Source organism: Ruminiclostridium papyrosolvens C7, from assembly GCF_000421965.1.
Lineage (GTDB): Bacteria > Bacillota > Clostridia > Acetivibrionales > DSM-1351 > Ruminiclostridium > Ruminiclostridium papyrosolvens_A.
This window is the reverse complement of the sequence record NZ_ATAY01000015.1, coordinates 98,968-122,389: the sequence shown is the minus strand read 5'-3', so window position 1 is coordinate 122,389 and position 23,422 is coordinate 98,968. Positions and strand designations below refer to the sequence as shown.

Below are 23,422 nucleotides of genomic sequence, written 5' to 3'. Positions count from 1 at the left end.
ATTATAAGGTGGAGTATATATGAGAAAGTTTTCTTTTGTTTTAGTGGCTATTTTATTAGTCGGGACTATTATTGGAACTGCATATTACATAACAGGAAAAAACAACATTGGTGAAGGGCAAATTTCTATTAAGGATGCATTCAATTACTCTGGAGCCAAAATGGTAGTTAATGATGTGTATTTTTTTGCCAGGGCATCAGACAAATATAAGACTGTACATGAATTATCAGAAGTATGCGAAGACGTTTTCAAAGCTCTGGGAGTTTCCGGGTATTCAAAGAATACAAACAGTTCCGATAATCTGGCAAAAACAGACATGCAGGGCACAACAAGGGACGGCGTTAAAATATCTGCAATGGCAAGTATTGTTGGGAATAAGTCGGGTAATAGAGACAAATATATAACTATAGATGCAACTGAGGCCGGTGACGGAAAAGCATTACTGTTGAGAAAAACAATTGAAGGTGTATTTAAAAAACATAAACTAAAAGCTGAAATAAACTCATGTATTACCGGAACATATGAAGGAAATCTCAACGATAGCCAGTTAGAAAACATTTGCAGAAAAATACTTAATGAAAGTTCAGCTAAAAAAATAGATAGCTTCAGGCAGCAAAATGAAATCAGTGTATCAGCCTTTTCTCCCTTGATAGGGGATAAGTTAAGAGTTGGCGGTAAAAATGTAAATCTTGGAATAGCTTTTAGGTACAACAAACTAGAAAACAGGACATATTTATGGGTGGCAACACCTGTAGTCAATGCAGAGTATTAAACAAAAGAAAAAATATTAAAAAACGAAAGGAAGAGCTCACTTGGCTAAATATGTAATCAGTGAAGGTGTGCCTTTGAGAGGCAGTGTAAAAGTAGATGGTGCAAAAAATGCAGTTCTTCCAATAATAGCAGCGTCCCTGCTAAGTGATTCAAAAAGTATAATAGAAGAAGTTCCCGACTTGAATGATGTCAGGATAATGTGTGATCTATTAAGGTGTCTGGGGGCGGATGTCCGGAAGCAATCCGACCCCACAACCATATCTTTCGAGACCAGGGAAATAACAAACTCAACTGCCCCTTATGAACTGGTAAACAAGCTAAGAGCATCCTTTCTGGTAATGGGACCTATGCTTGCCAGAACAGGCTATGTGAGGGTTGCTTTGCCCGGAGGATGTCCCATAGGGTCAAGGCCTGTTGATTTACATCTGAAAGGCTTCGCCGCACTGGGTGCAGAGATAACTCAGGGACACGGTTATATTGAAGCCAGAAAAAATAAAAAGTTGGTAGGAAACAAGATATATCTGGATTTTCCCAGTGTTGGTGCAACTGAAAACATTATGATGGCAGCAGTAATGGCTGAAGGCCAGACAACAATAGAGAATGCTGCCAATGAGCCTGAGATAGTTGACTTGGCAAGCTATCTCAACGAAATGGGTGCAAGTGTTATAGGCGCAGGTACAGATGCAATAAGAATAGAGGGTGTTAAGAGTTTAAAGGGTTGTAGACATACAGTCATTCCAGACCGCATTGAGGCAGGCACATTTATGATAGCTGCTGCAATGACAAACGGTGAAGTAAGAATTGAAAATGTGGTACCCGACCACCTGAAACCTGTAGTTGCAAAGCTAAAGGAAACGGGACTGGAAATTTCGGAGGAATTGTCAGCAATAACAGTAAAAAGTACGGGAGAACTAAAGCCAATAGATGTTAAAACATTACCGTATCCGGGTTTTCCAACTGATATGCAGGCTCAGATGACATCAATGCTTTCGTGTATTCCCGGTACAAGTATGGTAATAGAAACTATATTTGAGAACAGGTTTATGCACGTAAGCGAATTAAAGCGAATGGGTGCAAATATAAAGATAGACGGAAGAACCGCCGTAATTGAAGGAAAATCATGCCTTACAGGTGCATGTGTTAAAGCTACAGACTTAAGAGCAGGTGCGGCACTGGTATTGGCGGGCCTTGCAGCGGATGGAGCAACTGAAATAGGTGAAATACAGCACATTGACAGGGGATATTCAGGATTTGCAGAAAAGCTGAAGTCTCTTGGAGCAAAAATAGAGCGGGTTGACGATTAGAGGCGCGTGCGCCGTAATATTATTACATTAAATATATTAAAAAGCGGGTTTACTGGTATGGTAAGCCCGTTTTTTGCATGTTAATATATAAATGTGCCAATTCATAAAAAATCCTTTTATGAATATATATAATCAATGGCACTGTAAAGTGCTGGTATATCGATTAGGCACATTGGGACATGGGTGGTTAAAATGAAAAAAGTTATCAGCTATATATTATTGATGGCTATTATTGTTGTACTGGTACCTTTTGCGGTTATCCAGCTGAATGGTAAAGAGGGAGGCCCGGTACAGGTTCCGGACAAAGTAAAGTCAAATACCAGTACTGAAAAACCAGAAACAGCAATCACCATAAATGTTTACATGCATACTCAAAAAAAAACCGTAGAAAATGTATTTGGAGGACTATATTAAGGGAGTTTTAGCAGCGGAAATGCCTGCTGAGTTTAATATAGAGGCCTTAAAGGCACAGGCTGTCGCTGCCAGGACGTATGCACTGGGAAGGGCGGCCAAGCTGTATGGATCATCCGGTGTACATGATGACGCAGATGTTTGCACAGACCATACGCATTGTCAGGCATGGATAAGCAAGGAGCAAGCTATGAAAAACTGGGGACTTCTATCTTCCTTTAAGTACTGGAATAAAATAACCAGAGCCGTAAATGAAACACAAGGTCAGGTTATAGAATATAACAAAGTCCTTATAAATCCGTTATTCCATTCAAATAGTGGGGGGCACACCGAAAATGTGGAGGATGTCTGGGACGGTACAAGTGAGCCCTACCTAAAGGGAGTTAAAAGCATGGGCGAGGATAAATTCAGGGAGTATGAAAGTACTGTTGAGTTGTCTGAATCCGAAATGATTAATACCTTGAAAAAAAATAATCCTAAGATTAAGATAAATGGTAAGAGTTTACTTGCAAACATTAAAATAAACGGATATTCCTCAGGAAACAGAATATTAAGTATGAATATTGGCAATGTAAAAATAAAGGGAACTGATTTTCGTAAGATGTTTAATCTGAAATCTACCAACTTTAAATTAAAAAGGCTTGCCGGAGGTAAAATATCTATTACCACCTATGGTTACGGTCACGGGGTAGGCATGAGCCAGTGTGGTGCAAATTATATGGCTGAAAAAGGAAGCGGTTACAAGGAGATATTGAAGTACTACTATAAAGGGGTTGAAATAACAAAGCTGGATTTATCCAATAAAAATTAATTCCACTAACCTTCATGTATATTGTTGCCAATATAGGAAACAATACTTAATGGAGGTGGAATATAAAATATGAAGAAACTTATTCCAGACGAAAATAATTGGAAAAACAAACTGTCTAAATTTTTTAGCAGTAAGGGACTTTATGTAGTTTTGGCAGTTTGTATAATAGTTGTAGCGGCAACGGCAATATTATTAACAACTCAAAACATGAACTCTGATGTCGGCATGGATACCGGTAAAATAATTCCTGGTGAAGTTGCCAATGCTGGTCAGGACGAAGCATCAAAAGCAGTATCCGGCAAATTGGACAAGACTGGAGCAGCAAATCAGGCTGCGGGTGTAAACAACGCACAGTCGGCGGCAAATGAGACTGCAAAGTCGACACCAACACCACCAAAATCAGGTACCGGTAAAAGTAAAAGTGCCTCTGCAAGTGTAAATGCTATAGTTAAATTCAGCTTCAGGCCGGTAGAGGGTCCTGTTATGAAAGATTTTACCCGTGACATCAATACTTTCTCAGAATCAAAAACACTGGGAGACATAAGAGCACATGACGGTATTGATTTCAAGGTAGAGAAGCTCACAAAAGTGAGAGCTGTTGCATCCGGCACAATATCAAAGGTTGAGGATAATGCCAATGGTATAACTGTTGAGATAACCCATTCTAATAACTTGAAAACCAGATATGCAGGATTGTCCAAGCAGAATTTGGAGGACATAAGCTGTGGATTAAAGGTCAAAGCCAATGATATAATTGGTCTTGTAGGTGACCCGATTCAGATAGAGTGTGAAGATGGACCGCACCTTCATTTTCAGGTTTTGAAAAACGGTAAATCAGTTGATCCGTCACCATATTTAAGTGTACCGTCAACTGCTAAGGGACAGGGAAAATAAGAAAATAATACACTCAAATACATTACAGAGGAAGTACCGCACATCTAGGATTAGCAGATTGTGGTACTTTTCTTTATGTGCAGCTAATGGATATGGCTTTCCCCGGGCATTATTGTATTATTGGTACTTAAATAGTAAAATATTAAATATAATTTAATTAACTAATTAGAATATTTGGGGGTAACCAGATGTCAAAGAAACGAGTAGCTATTATTTTTGGCGGGCAGTCATCTGAGCATGAAGTGTCAAGAGTATCAGCCCAGTCAGTAATAGAAAATATAGACAAGCAAAAATACGATGTTGAAATCATAGGAATTACAAAAAAGGGGCAGTGGCTTAAATATAACGGGCCAGTTGAAAAAATAGGAAGCGGTGACTGGGAAGCCATTGCGCAGAAAAAGCTTCTGGAAAGTAAGCCTTCAGAGAGTGAGACCGAGTCTGAAATAGCTACGGTAAATTCTGCAAGGCAGGTTATATCCGGTAATACAAAAACTCCCATTGATGTTGTATTCCCTGTACTGCACGGCTGTAACGGCGAAGATGGCACTATTCAGGGACTTTTCGAGCTTGCGGGAATCCCTTACGTAGGCTGTGGTGTACTAGGTGCTGCGGTTGGAATGGATAAGGCATACACAAAGATAATATTTGAAAAGGAAGGTCTCCCTCAAGGCGACTATCTTGTATTTAACAGAAAGCAGGTATACAACCTGATGGATGATGTTGTTGCTCAGGTAGAGGACAGACTTACATATCCGTGTTTTGTAAAACCATCCAATGCCGGTTCATCTGTTGGTGTGAACAAAGCTTCTGACAGAGAGAGCCTTGAAAAGGCTCTGATTATTGCAGCTAAAAACGACAGGAGAATTCTTGTTGAAGAATTTATCGATGGTAGAGAAATCGAGTGTGCAGTTCTGGGAAATGACGATCCGGTTGCATCAACTGTGGGAGAAGTAGTACCTTGTAATGAATTCTATGATTATGAGGCAAAATATCAGGTAGGAGACAGCTCAAAAGTAGTGATTCCTGCGGAAAATCTGTCGGAGGAAACTGTAGCAAAAATCAGAGAGTATGCAGTAAGAGCGTTCAAATGTCTTGATTGTGCTGGGTTATCCAGAGTAGACTTCTTCGTTCATAAAGATACAGGAGAAATTTACATAAATGAAATTAACACTCTTCCGGGTTTCACCCAGATAAGCATGTACCCCAAGCTTTGGGCTGCCAGCGGTATCCCTTATTCAGAGCTCATTGACAAATTGATTGAGCTGGCATTTGAAAGATATGAGGACACCAGAAGAGAGTATACAAACACACTGGACTAAATAAATGTTGAAAAATTTACCGCAAATGTATATTATATTGAAAGTACAAAGGTTTCGAGGAGGAGACTTAATGAGTAAAGATGTGATAATAAATGTAAAGGGTGTTCAGACAGGCGACGATAATGACCCCAATACCCTTGAACTTATCACAGAAGGGAAGTACTATCAGAAGGGCGGTAATTATTACATTACCTACAAAGAAAGTGAAGTAACCGGTATGGAAGGGACTACCACCACGTTGAAGGTGGGAGAGGGCGTTGTTACCCTGATGAGGTTTGGAAAGGTTAATTCACAGTTTGTTTTTCAGAAAGGTCAGAAGCATGTTTCAAGCTATAATACGGAGTACGGGAGCTTTACTATAGGGGTTTACGCAAATAATGTAGATATAAATATAAATGAAACAGGCGGAGAAATCAGAATAGGTTATCAGATTGAAATAGACAACCAAGGTTCAGGAAGAAATGATTTTTATATGTTAATCAGGGAGGCAGGAACTGCAAATGAAAAATATAAACTCGGAAATACGCCAGCAAATTAAGGATGCGGTCATCAATTCAATAAACAAGTCTGTTGAAACAGGCGAGCTTCCTTCGCTGGAGATAACTGACATTACCATTGAAACACCAAGAGAAAAAGGCCACGGTGATTTTTCTACAAATGTGGCAATGCAAATAACCAAAACCGCTAAAAAGGCACCAAGGCAAATAGCTGATACTATAATAAAAAATATAAGCACGGATGGAACATATATAAAGAAGGTTGACTGTGCAGGCCCGGGTTTTATTAACTTTACACTGGACAACAGATACCTTTATGAAACAATCAGTATAATAGAGCAGGAAAAGGAAAACTACGGCCGTATTAATATCGGAAACCGTAAAAAGGTTATGGTTGAGTTTGTAAGTGCAAACCCAACAGGGCCCCTCCACATGGGAAATGCCAGGGGAGGAGCACTCGGAGACTGTATAGCAAGCGTTCTGGACGCTGCGGGCTATAATGTTACAAGAGAATTTTTAATAAATGATGCCGGAAATCAGATAGAGAAATTTGGTACTTCACTTGAAGCCAGATATATTCAGCTAATAAAGGGTGAGAATGCCATAGAATTCCCGGAAGACGGATACCATGGCGAAGATATAACTGAACATATGAAGGATTTTATCGCAATACATGGCGACAAATACATTAATACCGATTCCGAAGAGAGGAAGAAGGTATTCGTGGACTTTGCACTCCCAAGAAATATAACAAGGATAAAGGAAGGTCTGGAAAGCTACGGAATCCATTTTGATGTGTGGTTTTCAGAACAGACTCTTCACAAAAGCGGAGAAGTAGCAGAAACAATACAGCTTCTGAAGGACAGGGATTGTACAGTTGAAAAAGAGGGTGCTCTTTGGCTCAAAGGCTCAGTTATAGGAAGTGAAAAGGACGAGGTTCTGGTAAGAAATAACGGTATTCCTACTTATTTTGCTGCAGATATTGCATATCACAGAAATAAGTTCGAAAAGAGAGGTTTTGAGTGGGTAATAAATCTCTGGGGTGCTGATCACCACGGTCACGTAGCCAGAATGAAGGCGGCTATGGCTGCACTTGGAATTGACCCGGATAGACTTGATGTAGTATTGTTCCAGTTGGTAAGACTGTACAGAAACGGTGAGATTGCCAGAATGTCCAAAAGAACGGGCAAGTCAATATCCCTTATGGACTTGGTTGAAGAGGTAGGAAGAGACGGAGTAAGATTCTTCTTTAACACGAAAGCTTCAGGCAGTCATTTGGATTTCGACCTTGATCTGGCTGTCAAAGAGTCCAACGAAAATCCTGTTTTTTATGTGCAGTATGCACATGCCAGAATATGCAGTATGTTCAAGCTCCTTGAAAGCGAAGGTATCAAGATTCCTGCTGTAAGTGAAATAAAGGCAGAACTACTTGACAAACCCGAGGAACTTGAACTTATCAGGAAGCTTTCAGAATATCCTGACGAAGTTGAGATATCAGCCGAAACTCTTGAACCAAGCAGACTTACAAGATACGTTCACGAGGTTGCTTCAACCTTCCATAGCTTCTACAACGCATGCAGAGTCAGGGGAGAGGAAGAGGAGCTTATGAAAGCAAGGCTTTTACTTGTTAACTGTACAAGAACCGTAATAAAAAATGTTCTTGATTTGCTTAGTATAAATGCTCCTGAGAGAATGTAACAATGATATAAAAAGCCGGCTCTTCATATTGAAGTGAAGTGGGCCGGCTTTTTTGATAAGTTTTATTATGCCTTACGGTACATAAGTATAAATTTTGTTGTCAGTAGGACTTAATGTAACACCTTTTATTTTGAATAAATCACTCAAAGTGACAAAGGTATAGCCCTCACTCTGAAGCTTAGGAATTATAATATCAAGGGCTTCAGGAGTTGGGTGGGGTAATGGCTGAACATCATGCATAAGGAATATTGCTCCGTCTCTTGCACCGGCAAGTATAGCATCTGCTCTTTGCTGAGCTGTAGTTGATTGAGTCCAGTCATTGCAAGTTACGCCCTGAACAAATGTCAAATCGATCGCATCAAACATGGAACCGCCTGTTGCCAGGTTTGGGGCACGGAAGAATTTGGGTGTGGTTCCTGAGTATTTTATTATAGCAGCAGTTGTATCGTCCACAGACTTCTTAATAGCAGAGTAAGACATTCCGCTCATACTGTCATATGCCCATGAGTGGTTTCCGATTTCAGAGCCGGAGCTTATGATTCGCTTAACTACAGAAGCTGTAGAATCGTTGATTTTTTGTCCTATCATCATGAATGTGGCAGGGACATGATATTTGTCCAGCTTATCCAATACTTTTGGAGTAAGTGTTACGTCAGGCCCATCATCAAATGTCAGAGCAACAACCTTTCCGGTTATCGGCGGAGTACCTACAGGTAAAGTAATTGACCCTAACAGGAACTTTTTAAGATTAGCAAAATCGATGGCATCCACAGTCTTGTCAAAGTTAGTGTCAGCAGCTGTGAGGTTAGCTATTGTACCTTTACCTAAAAGGTACGCTTTTACAGTTGCATAATCAATTGAATCAACAACTCCGTCGTTATTAACATCACCGTATTTTACGGTATCTGCAGCTTTACTTACAGGGTTCATTACAAGTATAGAAGCTGCAACCAGGGACACAGCAAGAAGTCCCTTTAAAGCTTTTCTTAAATTAAACATACTTTTTGCCTCCTTCAAAATTGAAAAGATCGTTTTGAAATAAAAAAGAAATCTTTTTTATCAATCCTCCTTTATAGTAAGATGTTAAACAGTAGTTTTAGACAGATTAGGACTGGGTATTAGTCTGGAATTATAATAAATATAATATTGATAATAAAATGATTATACTGCTTGTACATTATTATATAATAGGTACATAGAAATTTCTAGATAAATAACTATTATTTGTAAAACATATTTATAAAAGAAGATGTAAAAAAATACTCCTCAGGCTTAATAGGCACCAGAGGAGTATTTGATATAACAGGTGTGTTTTTATTAAATTTTAAAACCTGCAACATATTTCCTGAGACTTTCAGATGACTTCTTTGAAACTTCTGAAAGTTTGACTACTTCAGAACCTTTAACTAACATATCAGAAGTTCTGGAAGCAATATTCGTTGTTCCTGCTGCACTTTCGTTAGCAGAAAGTGTTACTTCATTAATGGCTTTCAGCATATTTCCAATAGAAACCATAAGTTCCTGAGAGGTAGAAGTGAACTCCATAACCAGATTGTCAATACGTCCGGCATCGTCACTGTACTGCTCGCTTGCGGCAGTCTGGCTTGTATAGTCTGGAATAACGGTGTTTTCTATAAACGCCAATATGTTTTTGGAGCTGGTTACCAGATCCTCAACTGATTTAAACACTTCCTTGGTTACACCCTGTATTTCACTGACTGCTACTTTTGAATCCTCAGCAAGCTTTCTTATTTCATCAGCAACTACAGCAAAACCTCTACCGGCCTCACCTGCACGGGAGGCTTCAATAGCAGCATTCAGTGAGAGTAAGTTGGTTTGAGTGGTTATCTGCATAATGGACTCTGACAGTACTCTGATTTTTTCTATGGACTGTGCATGTTCAATAGCTGTTGTCAGCTCATTGTTTGCTGATTCATATACACTATATGCATTGTCTTTTGACTTTTTGGCGGAAACCATGAGCAACTCGGCGCGCTTACTTATATCTTGAGCTGCAAAGGAAGTTTCCTGAGCCTTAGTTGCAATATTTTCCACAGCCGATTCTATATCTGCCGATGTTGCATTCATTTCCTCCATAGCGGCGGCAGTTTCTTCCATACCCGCCGACAGTTCTTCCGTGGTTGCTGAAATCTCTTCTATAGATGAATTCAAATCAGTTATACTGACAACGGACATTCTAACGGATTCGTCTATGTTTCCTGATTCACTTATAATAGTTTTAATAATTCCTGTTACAGAATTATGCAGTGCATTTGCAGATCTTGCCATATGCCCTATTTCGCTCGGAATTTTTAGAATCTTTTCGGGTAAAGATACGCTAAAATCACCTTCTGAAAATTTATTAAGGCAATCATTGATTTTGTTGATAACCCTGGACATACTATTTCCGATGACAAATGAAAAAACGGCTCCAAAAAGTAAAATGATTAACACTATAGCTCCAATTTTAATAAGAATATCCTTAATTTGATTGTCTACTACCGATTTGTCTATACCTGTAAACCACATACCAATAACCTTGCCGCTGACATCCTTCAAAGGAGTATAGTATGTAAATGCATTTTTTCCCGCAACCAAGGCAATACCATTATATTCATTGCCATTTACAAGAACTTTCTCTATAACCTCTTTTGATGCTTTAGTACCGATAGCTCTTTCTCCATTCTCCTGTAATACGTTTGTAGAAACTCTGGTGTCATTTCTGAATATTGTTGCTAGGTTTCCGGTACTATTTTTAATGTGATCCACAAACTGAGTATCGTCATTAATAACATGATCTCCTTTTAACAGGGAATCTCCGGCAATTTTCCAATCTCCGGGATATTTCTCATTAAGAAATGACAGAGCTAAATTTGCACTGGACTTTATATTATACTCATATTGGTCTTTAACCAATTTTGAAACCATAAAATTCATAAGCAGGAATATAGCCAGAGCAAATAACAGAAGTACTGAAGAAAAAGATAAAACGAGTTTTGTTTTAATTTTCATTAAACCGTCTCCTTTAATAATTTTGGGATGAAAGATATTTTAGGTAACATTAAAAGCCACTTAGACAATATATATGCTAAATTTTACCACAAAATCAGCATGTCAAACATAGTTTTACATATTTATATCGGTACCATAAAAATAGTACTATAGTGCTATCTTTTAAAATATTATGCCAGATTATAGTTGTAATAAAACTTTAATAAAAAAATATGGTAAAAACCCGATATAATTAATATGAATAATATAACTTACTTGGAAAACAGGAGTCAGAAAAATGAATCTATTCAAGCTGAAAAATAAAAAGGGAGAAAAACTCATTTCAAAGGCGGCTGCAACAATACTGAGTATGACTCTTATTGCTCAGACCTTTGCTGTGGGTGCTGTAAATGAGAAGGTTATAAATTCTTTTAATGCAGTTTCAACGGGACAGGCCATTATAAATAATCTTAAATATACCGATATAGCAGGCCTTGACAATAATTCAAAAAATTCAATATTTCAAAACGGGGCATTGGGAATTTACATAACACCCGGAAGTAAAAAATTTAACCCCAAAGGTTATATTTCAAAAGAAATGGCCCTTTATTTAATATATACCGCTGCAAACAGAGTCCGTGAGATAGATGAGCAGGGACAGGCACTTAACAGCGAAAGAACTGTAAAGAAAACCAACCCTCAGGACGTACTTTTTGACGGAAGCTTGCAACTGGCGGCAAATGACGGACTTATATCAGAAACAGAGCTGGCTGATGCAATGCAGACAAACCAGAAGACTCTGGGCGCGTCAGACTTTAAGAGAAGTGCACCGGTTCAAAGACAAGAGTTTGCAACCTGGATTGCAAAAGCATTAATGATACCGCCAGAACCACAGCAACAGGAGTTGCTAAATAACTTTTCCGACTGGAAAAGCTGCAAGCCTGAAAACGTACCTTATCTGGAGGCCGTACTGCGGGCAAAAATCATGAACGGAAACGGCTCGGGCAAATTCCTTCCGGCAGGACTGGTAACACGTCAGCAGGCAGCGGCAATCCTTAAAAATGCTGAAGATGTTATATTACCTCTTAGAAGCCTTGAACAAAGAAATGCAACTGTACAAGGTATTCAGTCGGGAAAGGATAATTCCAACGGAAGCACCACTGCCTACACTACAATTACTATAAGAAATTCCGACGGTCTTCTGGATGAAATCACCGTATCCAAAAGTAACAGAAAGCCCGTCTCAAATACTAATGAATTAACAGGCTCTGTGTCTGCTTCATATAATTCTGAACTCCCTGTATTCAAAAATGGGAAGATAACAAGTTCTACTGACTTGAAAACAGGAGACAGAATACAGTACATAGCAGGGACGGAAGACCAGATAGTCAGGTATGTCCGTGTTCTGGCAAAGAATGAAGTTACGCCGGAAGAAGTTGAAAAAGGCTTATATGCCGGGATAGTTGAGGAAAACAACCCTCAACTGGGATATATCACTTTGTACAATGAAGATGGTACAGGAAAAACTCCTCTTGCACTTTCAAAACTAAAGACATATAACTACGCAGACCCAAATGATATTAAGGTTTATAAAAGTCATGAAGAGGCTCAGCTTGATGATATTGAAGCGGGAGATACTGTCTTTATAAGGGTTGATTCAAACAATCTGGTTACCTCCGTAAGCAGTGTTGCAAATTATACAGTAAGATACGGAAAGATTATTTCAAAAAAGCTCAGTTCAATAATAGTAGAATTTGATAAAAAGCAACAGAAGGCCTATAATATTGACCGCGCGAATGTAATCAAGGACGGTAAGCTTGTAAAATACAGTCAGATTAAAGACGGTGACACTGTAAAGCTTCTTATAAACGAAGCCCCTAATCTGACAGTGTTAAAGGAAATCATGGTAGAAGGCGGCGATAAGCTTGTATCAAATGTATATAAGGGAACCTTTGACAACTACAATAGCATATCAAATACAATATACCTGAATGATCCATGGACTTTCAGAAATGGAAAGTGGATAAAGGAAACTAACGGCTCAAAGGTAATAGAGCTCGGAAACGGATTTACGGCGTATTTTGACGGACAAAAAAAATCCCTGAAGGATCTTACACTGTTAAAAGACAACACTGTTTATATTGCCAGTGAAAAGGACTACGGGAATGACGAGCTTGCCGCTGTAGCTTCTTTTACAGACAGTACAGAAAAGGAAGTACCTTATGATGATATGGTTTACATAACAGGAACAAACAGATTTGTACTTGAAAAGAATTTAGTAAATGTTACATATAACCCGGGAACGATTGTTGTTAAAGATGGTCGACTTGTTCAGGGAAGCAGTGTTTCCACAGACGATTATGTTTATGTAATGGCAAACAGAGACAATTCCGGCAGCAACAGTACTATAGTTGCAGGAGTGGTTTCAATAGAACAGAGACCGGGAACAGAGGCTGTTCAGCTATACAGAGGCAGAATCAGCAGCATAGACGAATACAAGACGGTGACACTGGAATCCTATTCAAAACTTAACGGTACAAACTGGGATTATGCAAATACACCAATGACCTTCAGCCTGTCCTCCAATACACGTATTACGGATACAGACGGAATAGTAGGACAGGGGAACTTTACCGCTGAAAATACCCAAGATACCTTTAAGGGCAGGACGGTTTATATACTGAGTGACGGCACGGACGCTGTAGAAATAAGTACGGCACCATTCGGCAACTTTAATATACAGGGTACAGTGAACAGTACTGCAGGAGGAACTTTGGCCGAAGATGGTTCCGTAGTACAGGAACCTCAATCGATTCTTTTGAAAAATTGCAGATATTACAATACCTCAGCACACCTTTGGGTAACTATGGGAGACAGTAATTTTAACATACTCAAAAATTCACTGATACTCAGAAACAACAAAAAGATTAATCCCAGCGACCTTAAAAAGGGAGATTCATTGAGGATACTCAAGAAGGATAATGCAGTTACAGGAGATGCTTACATTATTATAGTTGAATAACAGGAATAGAGAGTGGAGGGTACATAAATTGCGGAACATACTTTACCAAAGAAATAACAAATACAGCATATTAACAAAAACTAGCAGGATTTGTTTTATCAGCTGCCTTGACAATAGGCATGGCGGCTCCCGGAACTGCTTATGCACTCCGTGGAGACAGCGGCTACGAAGGAGGTATTTCCTCCGGGGAAAATCCCAATGTTACAGTAACATCAACAACAAGCAAAATCAGTTATCAGTATCAGGAGCCATTTTTCCTTAAAGGAGCTCCCATAGTTCTTACCGGAACAATGACTATAAAAAAGGCGCTTAAAACTGATTCAAAGACAGGTGTTCAGACACTTACAACAACATATGATTATAATGTACCTAACGCAAACAATAATTCTCTGGTCAGGAACATAGTAATGACAACCACAATAACTCCCAGAGCAAACGGACAGAAAACAGAGACAACAAAGCTGACAAGTGCTTCTGAAACACTAAAGCTCAATGGAACGAGTTATTTTATATCAAAAAGTAATCCTAACGATTATATGATATCAAAGGCCATAACAAATGACTATCAGCCTGCAGTAAGCTATTTTGCAGGTACTCTCATAGGCAAGAAAACCTACCATGTAGGAACCAGCAACAGTGCAGATATAATTGTGGTGGATTCCACCTGTAATACAGTGGGATATGACGAATACTGGAGTACTGCTGAAACCCAGACCATAAAGCAGACTATTACCAGCCGTAAAGCAGGTCAGTCTTCAATAGTTTTGGGAAATGCAAACATAGACATATCAACTACTACAACAAAACAGCTGAAATACTATGAAAATCAGCCTGAACAAATCAGTTTCGAAGGTGGCTACTATAAGACACAGTATAACGAAAACGTTTTAAAATATACAGCAAACCTCAAAGAGCTTGATAAAAGCGGAGCACCTACAAGTAAAACCGTAACATATACAAAAAGCCTTAAACTTGAGAGCTTTCCATTTAACGATCCACTGGTTGCACCAAATCTCAAAAAGATAAAAGGTCATCCTGCCGAGGAGAGCATGGCTATAATGTTTGGCCTTGAAGCATATAAGGATATAGACAGCTTTAATCCTCAGGAATATATGAGCAGAGGCGAGTTTATTGATGCTTTCACAAAGATTGCACCTGAGGTACCTCTTGACCCGGTTTTCAAGCCTAAGACAACAAAAACTACAAGCTCCAGCAGAAAGAAAACCCCTGTGGTATTGCTTTTTAAGGATGTTCCTGAAAAGAATAAATATTTTTTAAGTATAAATGATGCTGCAAACAGAGGAATGGTATCAACAGGAGGCAACTTCAGGCCGGATGCAAAAATAACCTTGGCAGAAGCAGTAACAATAATTATCAATTCACTGGGATTGAAAGGGCTTGCCCCCAACCCGTCACCTGTTACAAGCTTCAAGGACAACGACAAGATACCCGGGTATGCAAGGGCCCCAATGTATGTTGCCGAGAAGATAGGCTTGATTCAAGAGGACAGCAAGGGATACATTTACCCTACGGCTAAAATAACAAAGGCAAATGCGTCCAGAATTATGAAGGCATATATTGACTATATGAACAGCGGAATACGTGAAGAATATATGGAACGTATTATCAGTTATAAATAAGAAACCTGTTTGGAGGACTTTGAAAAATGAACAAACTAAAGCGGATTACGGGAATATTCCTTGCAATATCCATATCAATGACAGTATTTACTTCAGCAGTCTTTGCAGCAGACAGCAAATCTACAGATGGAGAATATCTGCAAAGCGTTATAGACCTGATAAAGCAGAAATACAACGGAAATATCACAGATGATGAGCTTTTGCAGGGAGCATTGAAGGGTATGTTCGATACCCTGGACCAGTATTCCGCATACTATACTCCCGAGGAATTCGAGGAATTCTATGGTTCCCTTGAAGGAGCAGTTGAAGGAGTAGGTATTTCGATTGAACTAATTGACAAGAATCTGATAATTAACAAGGTTTTTGCAAATTCTCCTGCCAAGAAGGCGGGTGTACTTTCGGGAGACAGGATAGTACAGGTTAACGGTGAATCGGTTCAGGGAAAGGAACTGAATGAGGTTGTTTCAAAAATAAAGGGTACAGCCGGAACCAAAGTCAAACTGGGCTTAATGAGACAGGGAACAAAGAATATGATAACTCTTGAAATGTCCAGGGCGCAGGTTGACTTGCCAAGTGTACATTATGAAATAAGGGGAAACATAGGATATATTCTTATAGATTCATTCAGCCAGAATACTTCAAAAGGCGTATCGGAAGCATTAGGCTATTTTGACAGCAAAAAAATTACATCGGTTGTTCTGGATTTACGTAATAATCCGGGAGGATATCTTGACCAGGCCATAGCTGTAGCCCAAAACTTTGTACCAAAAGGCATAATAACTACCCTTGACTATAAAGATTCATCCATGGAAGATAAAAAGTTTTATTCTGAGTTGGAGAAGATAAAATATAAACTTGCCGTGCTGGTAAATGAAAACACAGCCAGTGCTGCGGAAATACTGACAGGGGCAATAAAGGATACAAAGGCCGGTGTTGTAATAGGATGCAAAACCTTTGGAAAGGCAAAGGTTCAGGAATCCCTGCCAATTCTGTCAGACGATGCATATGATAAATTTAATGACGGTAGTGACAAAAAGTCTGCAAATGCCTATGACTTCAATTCATATACGACTGATTTGTCAGGATGGGCAAAAATGACAATAGGTCTGTATTATACTCCAAACGGCAATTGCATTGACTTAAAGGGAATTGAGCCTGATATACAAGTAAAGGACTTAACACTATCAGGAATACGTGTTAATCTGCTGGAACCTATGTCTTTAACAGTCAAGCCATCACTAGGAACCCATTATTACGATGTATTAAATGCGGAATGTGCATTGAAGCTTCTGAAATATAATATAGGCACACCGGACTATATACTTGATGCAAAATCTGTGGAGGCTATAAAGAAATTCCAGAAAAGTAATAAGCTCAGCAGTTCCGGTATTCTTGACTTTACGACTCAAAGGCTTCTGAACACTAAGATGAGTGAGATTAAGCAGAAACAGGATGCCGTATATTCCAGAGCTGTTTCTGAATTATTAAAATAATTATTAATTGAAAAAATTAAGCAATTCAAATAAATATATTGACCTTTGTTTTGCCAAAATATAAAATATTAAAAGTATGAGTAAGATGGATAAGTATTGTCTTATTCTTAACAATTAATTAAACAATGCATTTCTATATATTGTAATTATGTGAACATATCGAGAGGAGCAAAACAATGTCAGTAAAGTATATCTTCGTAACTGGTGGTGTAGTTTCCGGCTTAGGCAAAGGAATAACGGCAGCATCATTAGGAAGGCTTCTAAAAGCAAGAGGAGTACACGTCACTATTCAAAAGTTCGACCCGTATATAAATGTTGATCCCGGAACTATGAGCCCTTATCAGCATGGAGAGGTTTTTGTAACTGAAGATGGAGCGGAAACAGACCTTGACTTAGGTCATTATGAAAGGTTTATCGACGAAAATCTCAGCAAAAACAGTAATGTTACAACAGGGAAAATCTACTGGTCAGTTATCAGCAAAGAGAGAAAAGGTGATTTTCTCGGAGGTACGGTTCAAGTAATCCCACACATAACAAATGAAATAAAAGATAGAATTTACAGGGTTGGAAAATCTGAGAGAACAGATGTCGTTATTACCGAAATAGGAGGAACAGTGGGTGATATCGAAAGTCTGCCTTTCCTTGAATCAATCAGACAAGTAGCTACAGAGGTTGGAAGAGAAAATGTAATGTATATACACGTTACATTGGTTCCATATTTGGGAAAATCAGGAGAACTCAAAACCAAACCTACACAGCACAGTGTCAAGGAATTGAGAAGTATCGGAATACAGCCTGATGTAATAGTGTGCAGAACTGAAAAGTATTTGTCCCAAGATATGAAGGACAAGCTAAGTCTCTTCTGTAATGTTCCTGAAGGTGCGGTTGTACAGAATCTTGATGCAGAGATTCTTTACGAAGTACCTTTAATGCTGGAAAAAGAAGGACTTGCCAAGATAGTATGTAAGAGGCTTGGACTTGAATGTAAAGAACCAAATCTCACGGAATGGGAAGAAATGGTGAGAAGACAGAAAAATCCAAAGAGTTCCGTTACTATAGGTTTGGTTGGTAAATATGTTGAGCTTCATGATGCATATTTAAGCGTAGCTGAGTCACTCCGTCATGGTGGTATCGGCAATGACGTTGAAGTTGACATAAGATGGGTCAACTCCGAAGAGATAGAAAACGGGGATATAAACACATTCCTTCAGGGAGTAGATGGAATCCTTGTTCCCGGAGGATTCGGTGACAGAGGAATAGAAGGAAAGATAAAGGCTATCACTTATGCAAGAGAAAACAAAATACCTTTCTTCGGTATTTGTCTTGGAATGCAGATGGCTGTTGTAGAATTTGCAAGAAATGTTGCAGGTCTGCATGATGCAAACAGCTCTGAATTCGGAGAAACACCATACCCTGTAATCGACCTTATGCCTGAACAGCGTGATATAGATGAAATGGGCGGAACAATGAGACTTGGTGTTTATCCATGTAAAATTATTGAAAACACAATGATAAAGAGTATTTATGAAGATGAGCTTATCTATGAAAGACATAGACACAGATATGAGTTCAATAATGAATATCGCGACACATTTATAAAGAGTGGTATGACACTTTCGGGTCTATCACCAAGCGGAAAACTTGTTGAGACTATTGAAATCAAAGAACATCCGTGGTTTATCGGAGTTCAGTTCCATCCTGAGTTCAAGTCAAGGCCAAACAAGCCTCATCCACTGTTTAAAGACTTCATAAGAGCTGCATATGAATATAAAAATAAATAAATACAGATAGAGAAGGGTTGCTGCACGTGGAATGAAATATTCACGGTCAGCAGCCTTTTTTATTTTTATGAAAGCATTATTTTCATTTCTTGTATAATTAACCTTATATTTGACAACAATTATTTATAGATACTTTTTTACTATTATTATGAACAACGGACATAATTTTAGTAATTTTAAAATTTCTGTTAGTGCCAGATAAAAAAGGCACATTGGGGATATGGAGGGGAATCGTATGAATAAGGGTTTGTCACTAAAAAGAACTAATATATTAAGGGTGTGCATTACAGTAGCGATTTTGATAGTACTTTCTTTGTGGATGCTATCTTACACATATGCTGAGGATGTAAATGCAGGACTGTCAGAGAATCTTGTAAGGCTTCATGTAATAGCAAACAGTGATTCAGCATCAGACCAGGCACTAAAGCTCAAGGTACGAGATGCAATTATCGATTATATGAAGGATAAACTTTCAGCTTCACAAAATATTGATCAGACAAAAAAGATAATAAATGAAAATTTATTAAATATTGAAAATATATCAAAAGACGTAATTAAAAAGAATAAAAGCAATTATTCAGTCAAGGCTTCGTTAGGAAACTATACTTTTCCAACAAAGACTTATGGAGATATAGCTCTTCCGGCGGGAGAGTATCAAGCATTAAGAGTGGTTATCGGCGAAGGGACCGGAGCAAACTGGTGGTGTGTGCTTTTCCCGCCTCTTTGCTTTATTGATGCAACACACGGAACTATTCCCGATTCAGTTAAGAAGGATCTTAAAACTTCATTATCAGCTGAGGAGTACAAACTCATTACCACGTCTGATGAAGAAATACCAGTAAAAATTAAATTTAAGCTGGTTGAGTTTCTTGAAGGTTCTAAAGTAAAATTGTCCGGAGTAATAAATAAAATGTTTAATTAAATCCTCCTGTGCTAAAAAGCTATGTAGTGTTGTTTGCTGCATAGCTTTTTTATTTTAAAGAATTAATTATTCTAATTTTAATAAGTACTGATATAATTTAATTAAAATATTAAAATCTATAACATAGAAATGGCGGTAATTTATGTGGATTATAAACTGGTTTAACACTAACTCTGAATTTTATTTGTCAATGATTGTAAGGCTGGCATTATCCTGTCTGCTTGGGGGGATTATAGGATCTGAAAGAGAGCATGTACATAGGCCCGCCGGATTCAGAACCCATATATTGGTTTGCGTCGGTTCAGCTTTGGTTATGATAACTTCTGAATATATCTATTATCACTTTTCCTCCCATGTAAATACTGATCCGGCAAGGCTTGGAGCGCAGGTAATAAGCGGAATCGGTTTTCTTGGAGCCGGAACAATAATAAAAGAAGGAATAAGTGTAAAGGGTCTGACTACAGCAGCAAGTCTTTGGGCCGTTTCCTGTGTAGGAATTGCAGTAGGAATAGGTTTCTATGGAGGGGCTTTTATTGCCACTGCATTTATTTTTCTTACACTCGGTGTGGTAAAAAAGACACAAAACAGAATGACTGTGAAAAAAAGTATACGATTGTATGTACACACCCAAATTAAAAAAGGGGAAGTGAACGAGCTGTCAGGGATTATTCGTGAAATGGGGGGGCAGCTAAAAAAGACGGATTTCATAAGCAGTGAAAGAGATGGGGAAATGATTCTCAGGTTTACTTTAGACCCCAGTATGCAGGTTTCAGTTGCAGAGATTATAGAAGCTATCCTATGTAACGGGTCAGTAAGGCGGGTTTACGAGGAAGTCTAGAATATACTATATAAATAAACATAATATCAGTATGGACAACAAGTAAAATCTTGTACTATTTTTGTAATCCATCGAATAGACATATTCGTAGAATACAAGAAAGGTGATTTTCAAAGGTGACAAGATGAGTGTAACTGAATCCATGCTTAATTTTACAAACCCCGACAACCTTTTATCAAAGGGCCTTACTGATAAGGAGGCAAGACACAAACTTGAAAAACACGGACCCAATCTTTTGTCGGAAAGAAAAAAAATTTCCCCGATTAAAATTCTATTTGAGCAGTTTACTGATTTAATGGTTATAATCCTTATGATTTCAACTGTTATTTCGGGCTTTATGGGTGAGATGACAGAAGCAATCACAATAATAGCAATAATCGTAGTAAATGCCATAATGGGATTTGTACAGGAGTACAGGACCGAGAGAACCATGGAGGCGTTAAAATCTCTTGCGGCACCCTATGCAAAGGTCATCAGAAATGAGCAGCAGGCAAGTATACCTGCAGAGGATATAGTTCCGGGAGATGTTCTTGTGCTTGAAGCGGGGGACCGGGTGGCAGCTGATGCGGCCATACTAGAATGTAACAGCCTTACCATAGACGAATCTCTTCTGACTGGTGAATCACTACCTGTAGAAAAACACCGGTTAAAGAACACAGATGCATTAATGGACCCCTTTGATAAGAAATCTTCGGTATATATGGGGACAGTCGTAACCGGCGGAAGGGCTAAAGCAGTAGTCTATGCCACAGGTATGAAAACCGAAATGGGCAGCATAGCTGATATGATTCAGAATATAGAGGATGACGAAACTCCTCTGCAAAAGCGTTTGGGGCATTTGGGCAGATTTATAGCAGTAGGATGTCTGATTATATGTGCAATAGTATCAGTTACTGGAATAATGAGGGGCGAGAAGCTGTTCAATATGTTATTGTCAGGAATAAGTCTGGCAGTTGCAGCAGTTCCCGAAGGATTACCCGCAATAGTAACAATATCTTTGGCTCTGGGTGTTCAGAGAATGCTAAAAAGAAACGCGTTGATACGCAAGCTGCCTGCGGTGGAAACTCTTGGCTGTGCCAGTGTTATCTGTTCCGATAAAACAGGAACCCTTACCGAAAACAAAATGACAGTAAGAAAAATGTACGCATCGGGTTACCAGCTTGACATAACAGGCAATGGCTATAATCTGGAGGGTAATTTTCTAATTGATAACAAGCCTACTGATCCTGCAAGGGTTGACGGAATGAGACTGGCCCTTGAGATAGGCGCACTATGCAATAACTCAGTAATTTCACATCCTGTTCCGGAGCATACGACGGTTGGAAAAATAAAATCGATTTTTTCCAAGCAGGAAAGCTTCAAGATTTCAGGTGATCCAACTGAAATAGCCTTGACTATAGCTGCTGCAAAGGCCGGAATAAATGAAAGCTACTTGAACAGGTCGTATAAACGTATTGATGAGATACCTTTTGACTCCGAAAGAAAATGTATGTCCATCATATGCAAGAATAACAGCGGAGAGCTGCTTGTTTTTACAAAGGGAGCACCTGACGTGATTATTGATAAATGCAGCAGAATACTATCTTCACGGGGTGTTATCAAAATGGATGAATTGACCAGAAGGTCAATAATAAAACTTAATGATACAATGGCAAATGATGCCCTGAGAGTTATAGGGGTGGCATACAGAAAACTTGAGACAGGTAAATATAATCCGGGTAAAACAAATATTGAAAATGAACTAATTTTTGTTGGCCTAATGGGAATGATTGATCCCCCTAGAAAGGAAGCCGTTGAAGCAGTCCGTAAATGCAGATTGGCAGGAATTAAACCTGTTATGATAACTGGAGACCACAAGCTTACAGCTACTGCCATAGCAAAGGAATTAAATATATATTCACTAGGTGATCAGGTTCTAACAGGTCAGGAACTTGACGGTATGACCGAAGCTCAGCTTGAAAAATTGGTAGATTCCGTATCTGTTTATGCAAGAGTATCTCCAAAGCATAAACTAATGATTGTAAGGGCCTTAAAAAAGACAGGACATATAGTTGCTATGACAGGAGATGGAGTTAACGATGCGCCTGCGGTAAAAGAGGCTGATATAGGTGTATCTATGGGTATAACCGGAACGGATGTAACCAAGGAAGCCTCCTCAATGATACTCCTTGATGATAATTTTGCTACAATAGTTGCAGCAGTGGAAGAAGGCCGTGTAATCTATAATAATATAAGAAAATTTATCAGGTATATGCTTGCATGTAACCTTGGAGAAGTATTAACCATGTTTTTGGGAATGTTGCTGTGGTTGCCAATACCCCTCATGCCCATACAGATTTTATGGGTAAATCTTGTTACGGATGGATTGCCTGCCATTGCTCTTGGTCTGGACCCGCCAGAAAATGATATAATGTTTCGCCGACCAAGAGGCGCACATGATAATATATTCTCCCATGGTTTGATGAAATTGATAATAGCCAGAGGGATATTTATAGGACTAAGCACTCTGGGAGTATTTGTAACCGTCATGTATTATGTAGGTGTAGTAGAGCTTGCTCGTACGGCGGCATTTATGACACTGGTACTTACCCAGCTGGTCCATGTATTTGAATGTAAATCTGAAACGAAAAATATTTTTGAAATAGATCTTTTTAACAATATCCCTTTGGTACTGGCTATTTTATGCTCCCTTGCCATGATACTCGCAGTTGTGTATATACCTTCGCTTCAAGGTATATTTGAAACAGTTCCTCTTAGACTGAACGAGTGGATGCTTATTGCAGGCTTTTCACTTATGGGGCCTGTTCTGTCGAGTCTTATCGGGATAAACAGAAAAAACAGATATTGCTGACAGTAGTTAAATAATAACGAAGGATATATTAAATGGGTGCTGCTCAATTTAATATATCCTTTTTTGCATATACGGATGTATTTACCATAACATATTTTGTAAAAAAACCGTGAATAAAAGGAGTTCCAACCCTTTCTAATATATAATAGCTTGAAATGAACTGAAAAAAACTATATAAT

17 protein-coding genes are annotated in these 23,422 nt (G+C 38.7%); 15 read left to right on the top strand and 2 right to left on the bottom strand.

What is annotated here, in order from left to right; translation table 11 throughout:
• Positions 1 to 19: 19 nt before the first annotated feature.
• The 8 genes from L323_RS24380 (at position 20) to argS (ending at position 7,705) form a co-directional block, all read left to right on the top strand.
• Entirely contained in the window at positions 20 to 772 is a 753-nt protein-coding gene (locus tag L323_RS24380; RefSeq protein WP_020814260.1) for a YwmB family TATA-box binding protein, read from the top strand.
• A 40-nt stretch (positions 773 to 812) separates the two neighbouring features.
• Complete coding sequence (gene murA / locus L323_RS24375; RefSeq protein ID WP_020814259.1) at positions 813 to 2,075, top strand: UDP-N-acetylglucosamine 1-carboxyvinyltransferase; 1,263 nt, start codon at positions 813 to 815, stop codon at positions 2,073 to 2,075.
• Between the two features lie 192 nt (positions 2,076 to 2,267).
• Entirely contained in the window at positions 2,268 to 2,489 is a 222-nt protein-coding gene (locus L323_RS41575; protein ID WP_242835234.1) for a hypothetical protein, read from the top strand.
• Complete coding sequence (gene spoIID, locus L323_RS24370) at positions 2,473 to 3,297, top strand: stage II sporulation protein D (RefSeq protein ID WP_242835233.1); 825 nt, start codon at positions 2,473 to 2,475, stop codon at positions 3,295 to 3,297. The genes L323_RS41575 and spoIID overlap by 17 nt, the downstream gene beginning before the upstream one ends.
• 69 nt (positions 3,298 to 3,366) lie before the next feature.
• The gene (locus L323_RS24365) at positions 3,367 to 4,191 is read left to right on the top strand and encodes a M23 family metallopeptidase (protein ID WP_020814258.1); all 825 of its coding nucleotides are present in this window, start codon (positions 3,367 to 3,369) and stop codon (positions 4,189 to 4,191) included.
• A gap of 188 nt (positions 4,192 to 4,379) precedes the next feature.
• Complete coding sequence (locus L323_RS24360) at positions 4,380 to 5,510, top strand: D-alanine--D-alanine ligase family protein (protein WP_020814257.1); 1,131 nt, start codon at positions 4,380 to 4,382, stop codon at positions 5,508 to 5,510.
• A 70-nt stretch (positions 5,511 to 5,580) separates the two neighbouring features.
• Complete coding sequence (locus tag L323_RS24355) at positions 5,581 to 6,048, top strand: DUF1934 domain-containing protein (RefSeq protein ID WP_014312000.1); 468 nt, start codon at positions 5,581 to 5,583, stop codon at positions 6,046 to 6,048.
• The gene (gene argS, locus L323_RS24350) at positions 6,011 to 7,705 is read left to right on the top strand and encodes an arginine--tRNA ligase (protein ID WP_020814256.1); all 1,695 of its coding nucleotides are present in this window, start codon (positions 6,011 to 6,013) and stop codon (positions 7,703 to 7,705) included. The genes L323_RS24355 and argS overlap by 38 nt, the downstream gene beginning before the upstream one ends.
• Before the next feature lie 72 nt (positions 7,706 to 7,777).
• Here the strand turns inward: argS and L323_RS24345 are convergent, their stop codons facing one another.
• Complete coding sequence (locus tag L323_RS24345; protein WP_020814255.1) at positions 7,778 to 8,704, bottom strand: polysaccharide deacetylase family protein; 927 nt, start codon at positions 8,702 to 8,704, stop codon at positions 7,778 to 7,780.
• 318 nt (positions 8,705 to 9,022) lie between these two features.
• A complete protein-coding gene (locus L323_RS24340) occupies positions 9,023 to 10,717 on the bottom strand; it encodes a methyl-accepting chemotaxis protein (protein ID WP_020814254.1) in 1,695 nt (564 codons plus the stop codon).
• 277 nt (positions 10,718 to 10,994) lie between these two features.
• Between L323_RS24340 and L323_RS24335 the strand changes: the two genes are divergently transcribed.
• From L323_RS24335 to L323_RS24310, 7 genes are all read left to right on the top strand, one after another.
• Positions 10,995 to 13,718 carry an S-layer homology domain-containing protein gene (locus tag L323_RS24335; RefSeq protein ID WP_020814253.1) on the top strand — a complete coding sequence of 908 codons (2,724 nt, stop codon included), beginning with the start codon at positions 10,995 to 10,997 and terminating at the stop codon, positions 13,716 to 13,718.
• Positions 13,719 to 13,837: 119 nt separating this feature from the next.
• A complete protein-coding gene (locus tag L323_RS0120470; RefSeq protein ID WP_242835232.1) occupies positions 13,838 to 15,358 on the top strand; it encodes an S-layer homology domain-containing protein in 1,521 nt (506 codons plus the stop codon).
• A gap of 26 nt (positions 15,359 to 15,384) precedes the next feature.
• The gene (locus L323_RS24330; RefSeq protein ID WP_020814252.1) at positions 15,385 to 16,851 is read left to right on the top strand and encodes a S41 family peptidase; all 1,467 of its coding nucleotides are present in this window, start codon (positions 15,385 to 15,387) and stop codon (positions 16,849 to 16,851) included.
• A 176-nt stretch (positions 16,852 to 17,027) separates the two neighbouring features.
• A complete protein-coding gene (locus tag L323_RS24325; RefSeq protein ID WP_020814251.1) occupies positions 17,028 to 18,632 on the top strand; it encodes a CTP synthase in 1,605 nt (534 codons plus the stop codon).
• Positions 18,633 to 18,867: 235 nt separating this feature from the next.
• Entirely contained in the window at positions 18,868 to 19,554 is a 687-nt protein-coding gene (gene spoIIR, locus L323_RS24320) for a stage II sporulation protein R (protein ID WP_020814250.1), read from the top strand.
• A 142-nt stretch (positions 19,555 to 19,696) separates the two neighbouring features.
• A complete protein-coding gene (locus tag L323_RS24315; protein WP_020814249.1) occupies positions 19,697 to 20,392 on the top strand; it encodes an MgtC/SapB family protein in 696 nt (231 codons plus the stop codon).
• A 124-nt stretch (positions 20,393 to 20,516) separates the two neighbouring features.
• Positions 20,517 to 23,243 carry a calcium-translocating P-type ATPase, SERCA-type gene (locus tag L323_RS24310; RefSeq protein ID WP_020814248.1) on the top strand — a complete coding sequence of 909 codons (2,727 nt, stop codon included), beginning with the start codon at positions 20,517 to 20,519 and terminating at the stop codon, positions 23,241 to 23,243.
• The last annotated feature ends 179 nt before the right edge of the window (positions 23,244 to 23,422 follow it).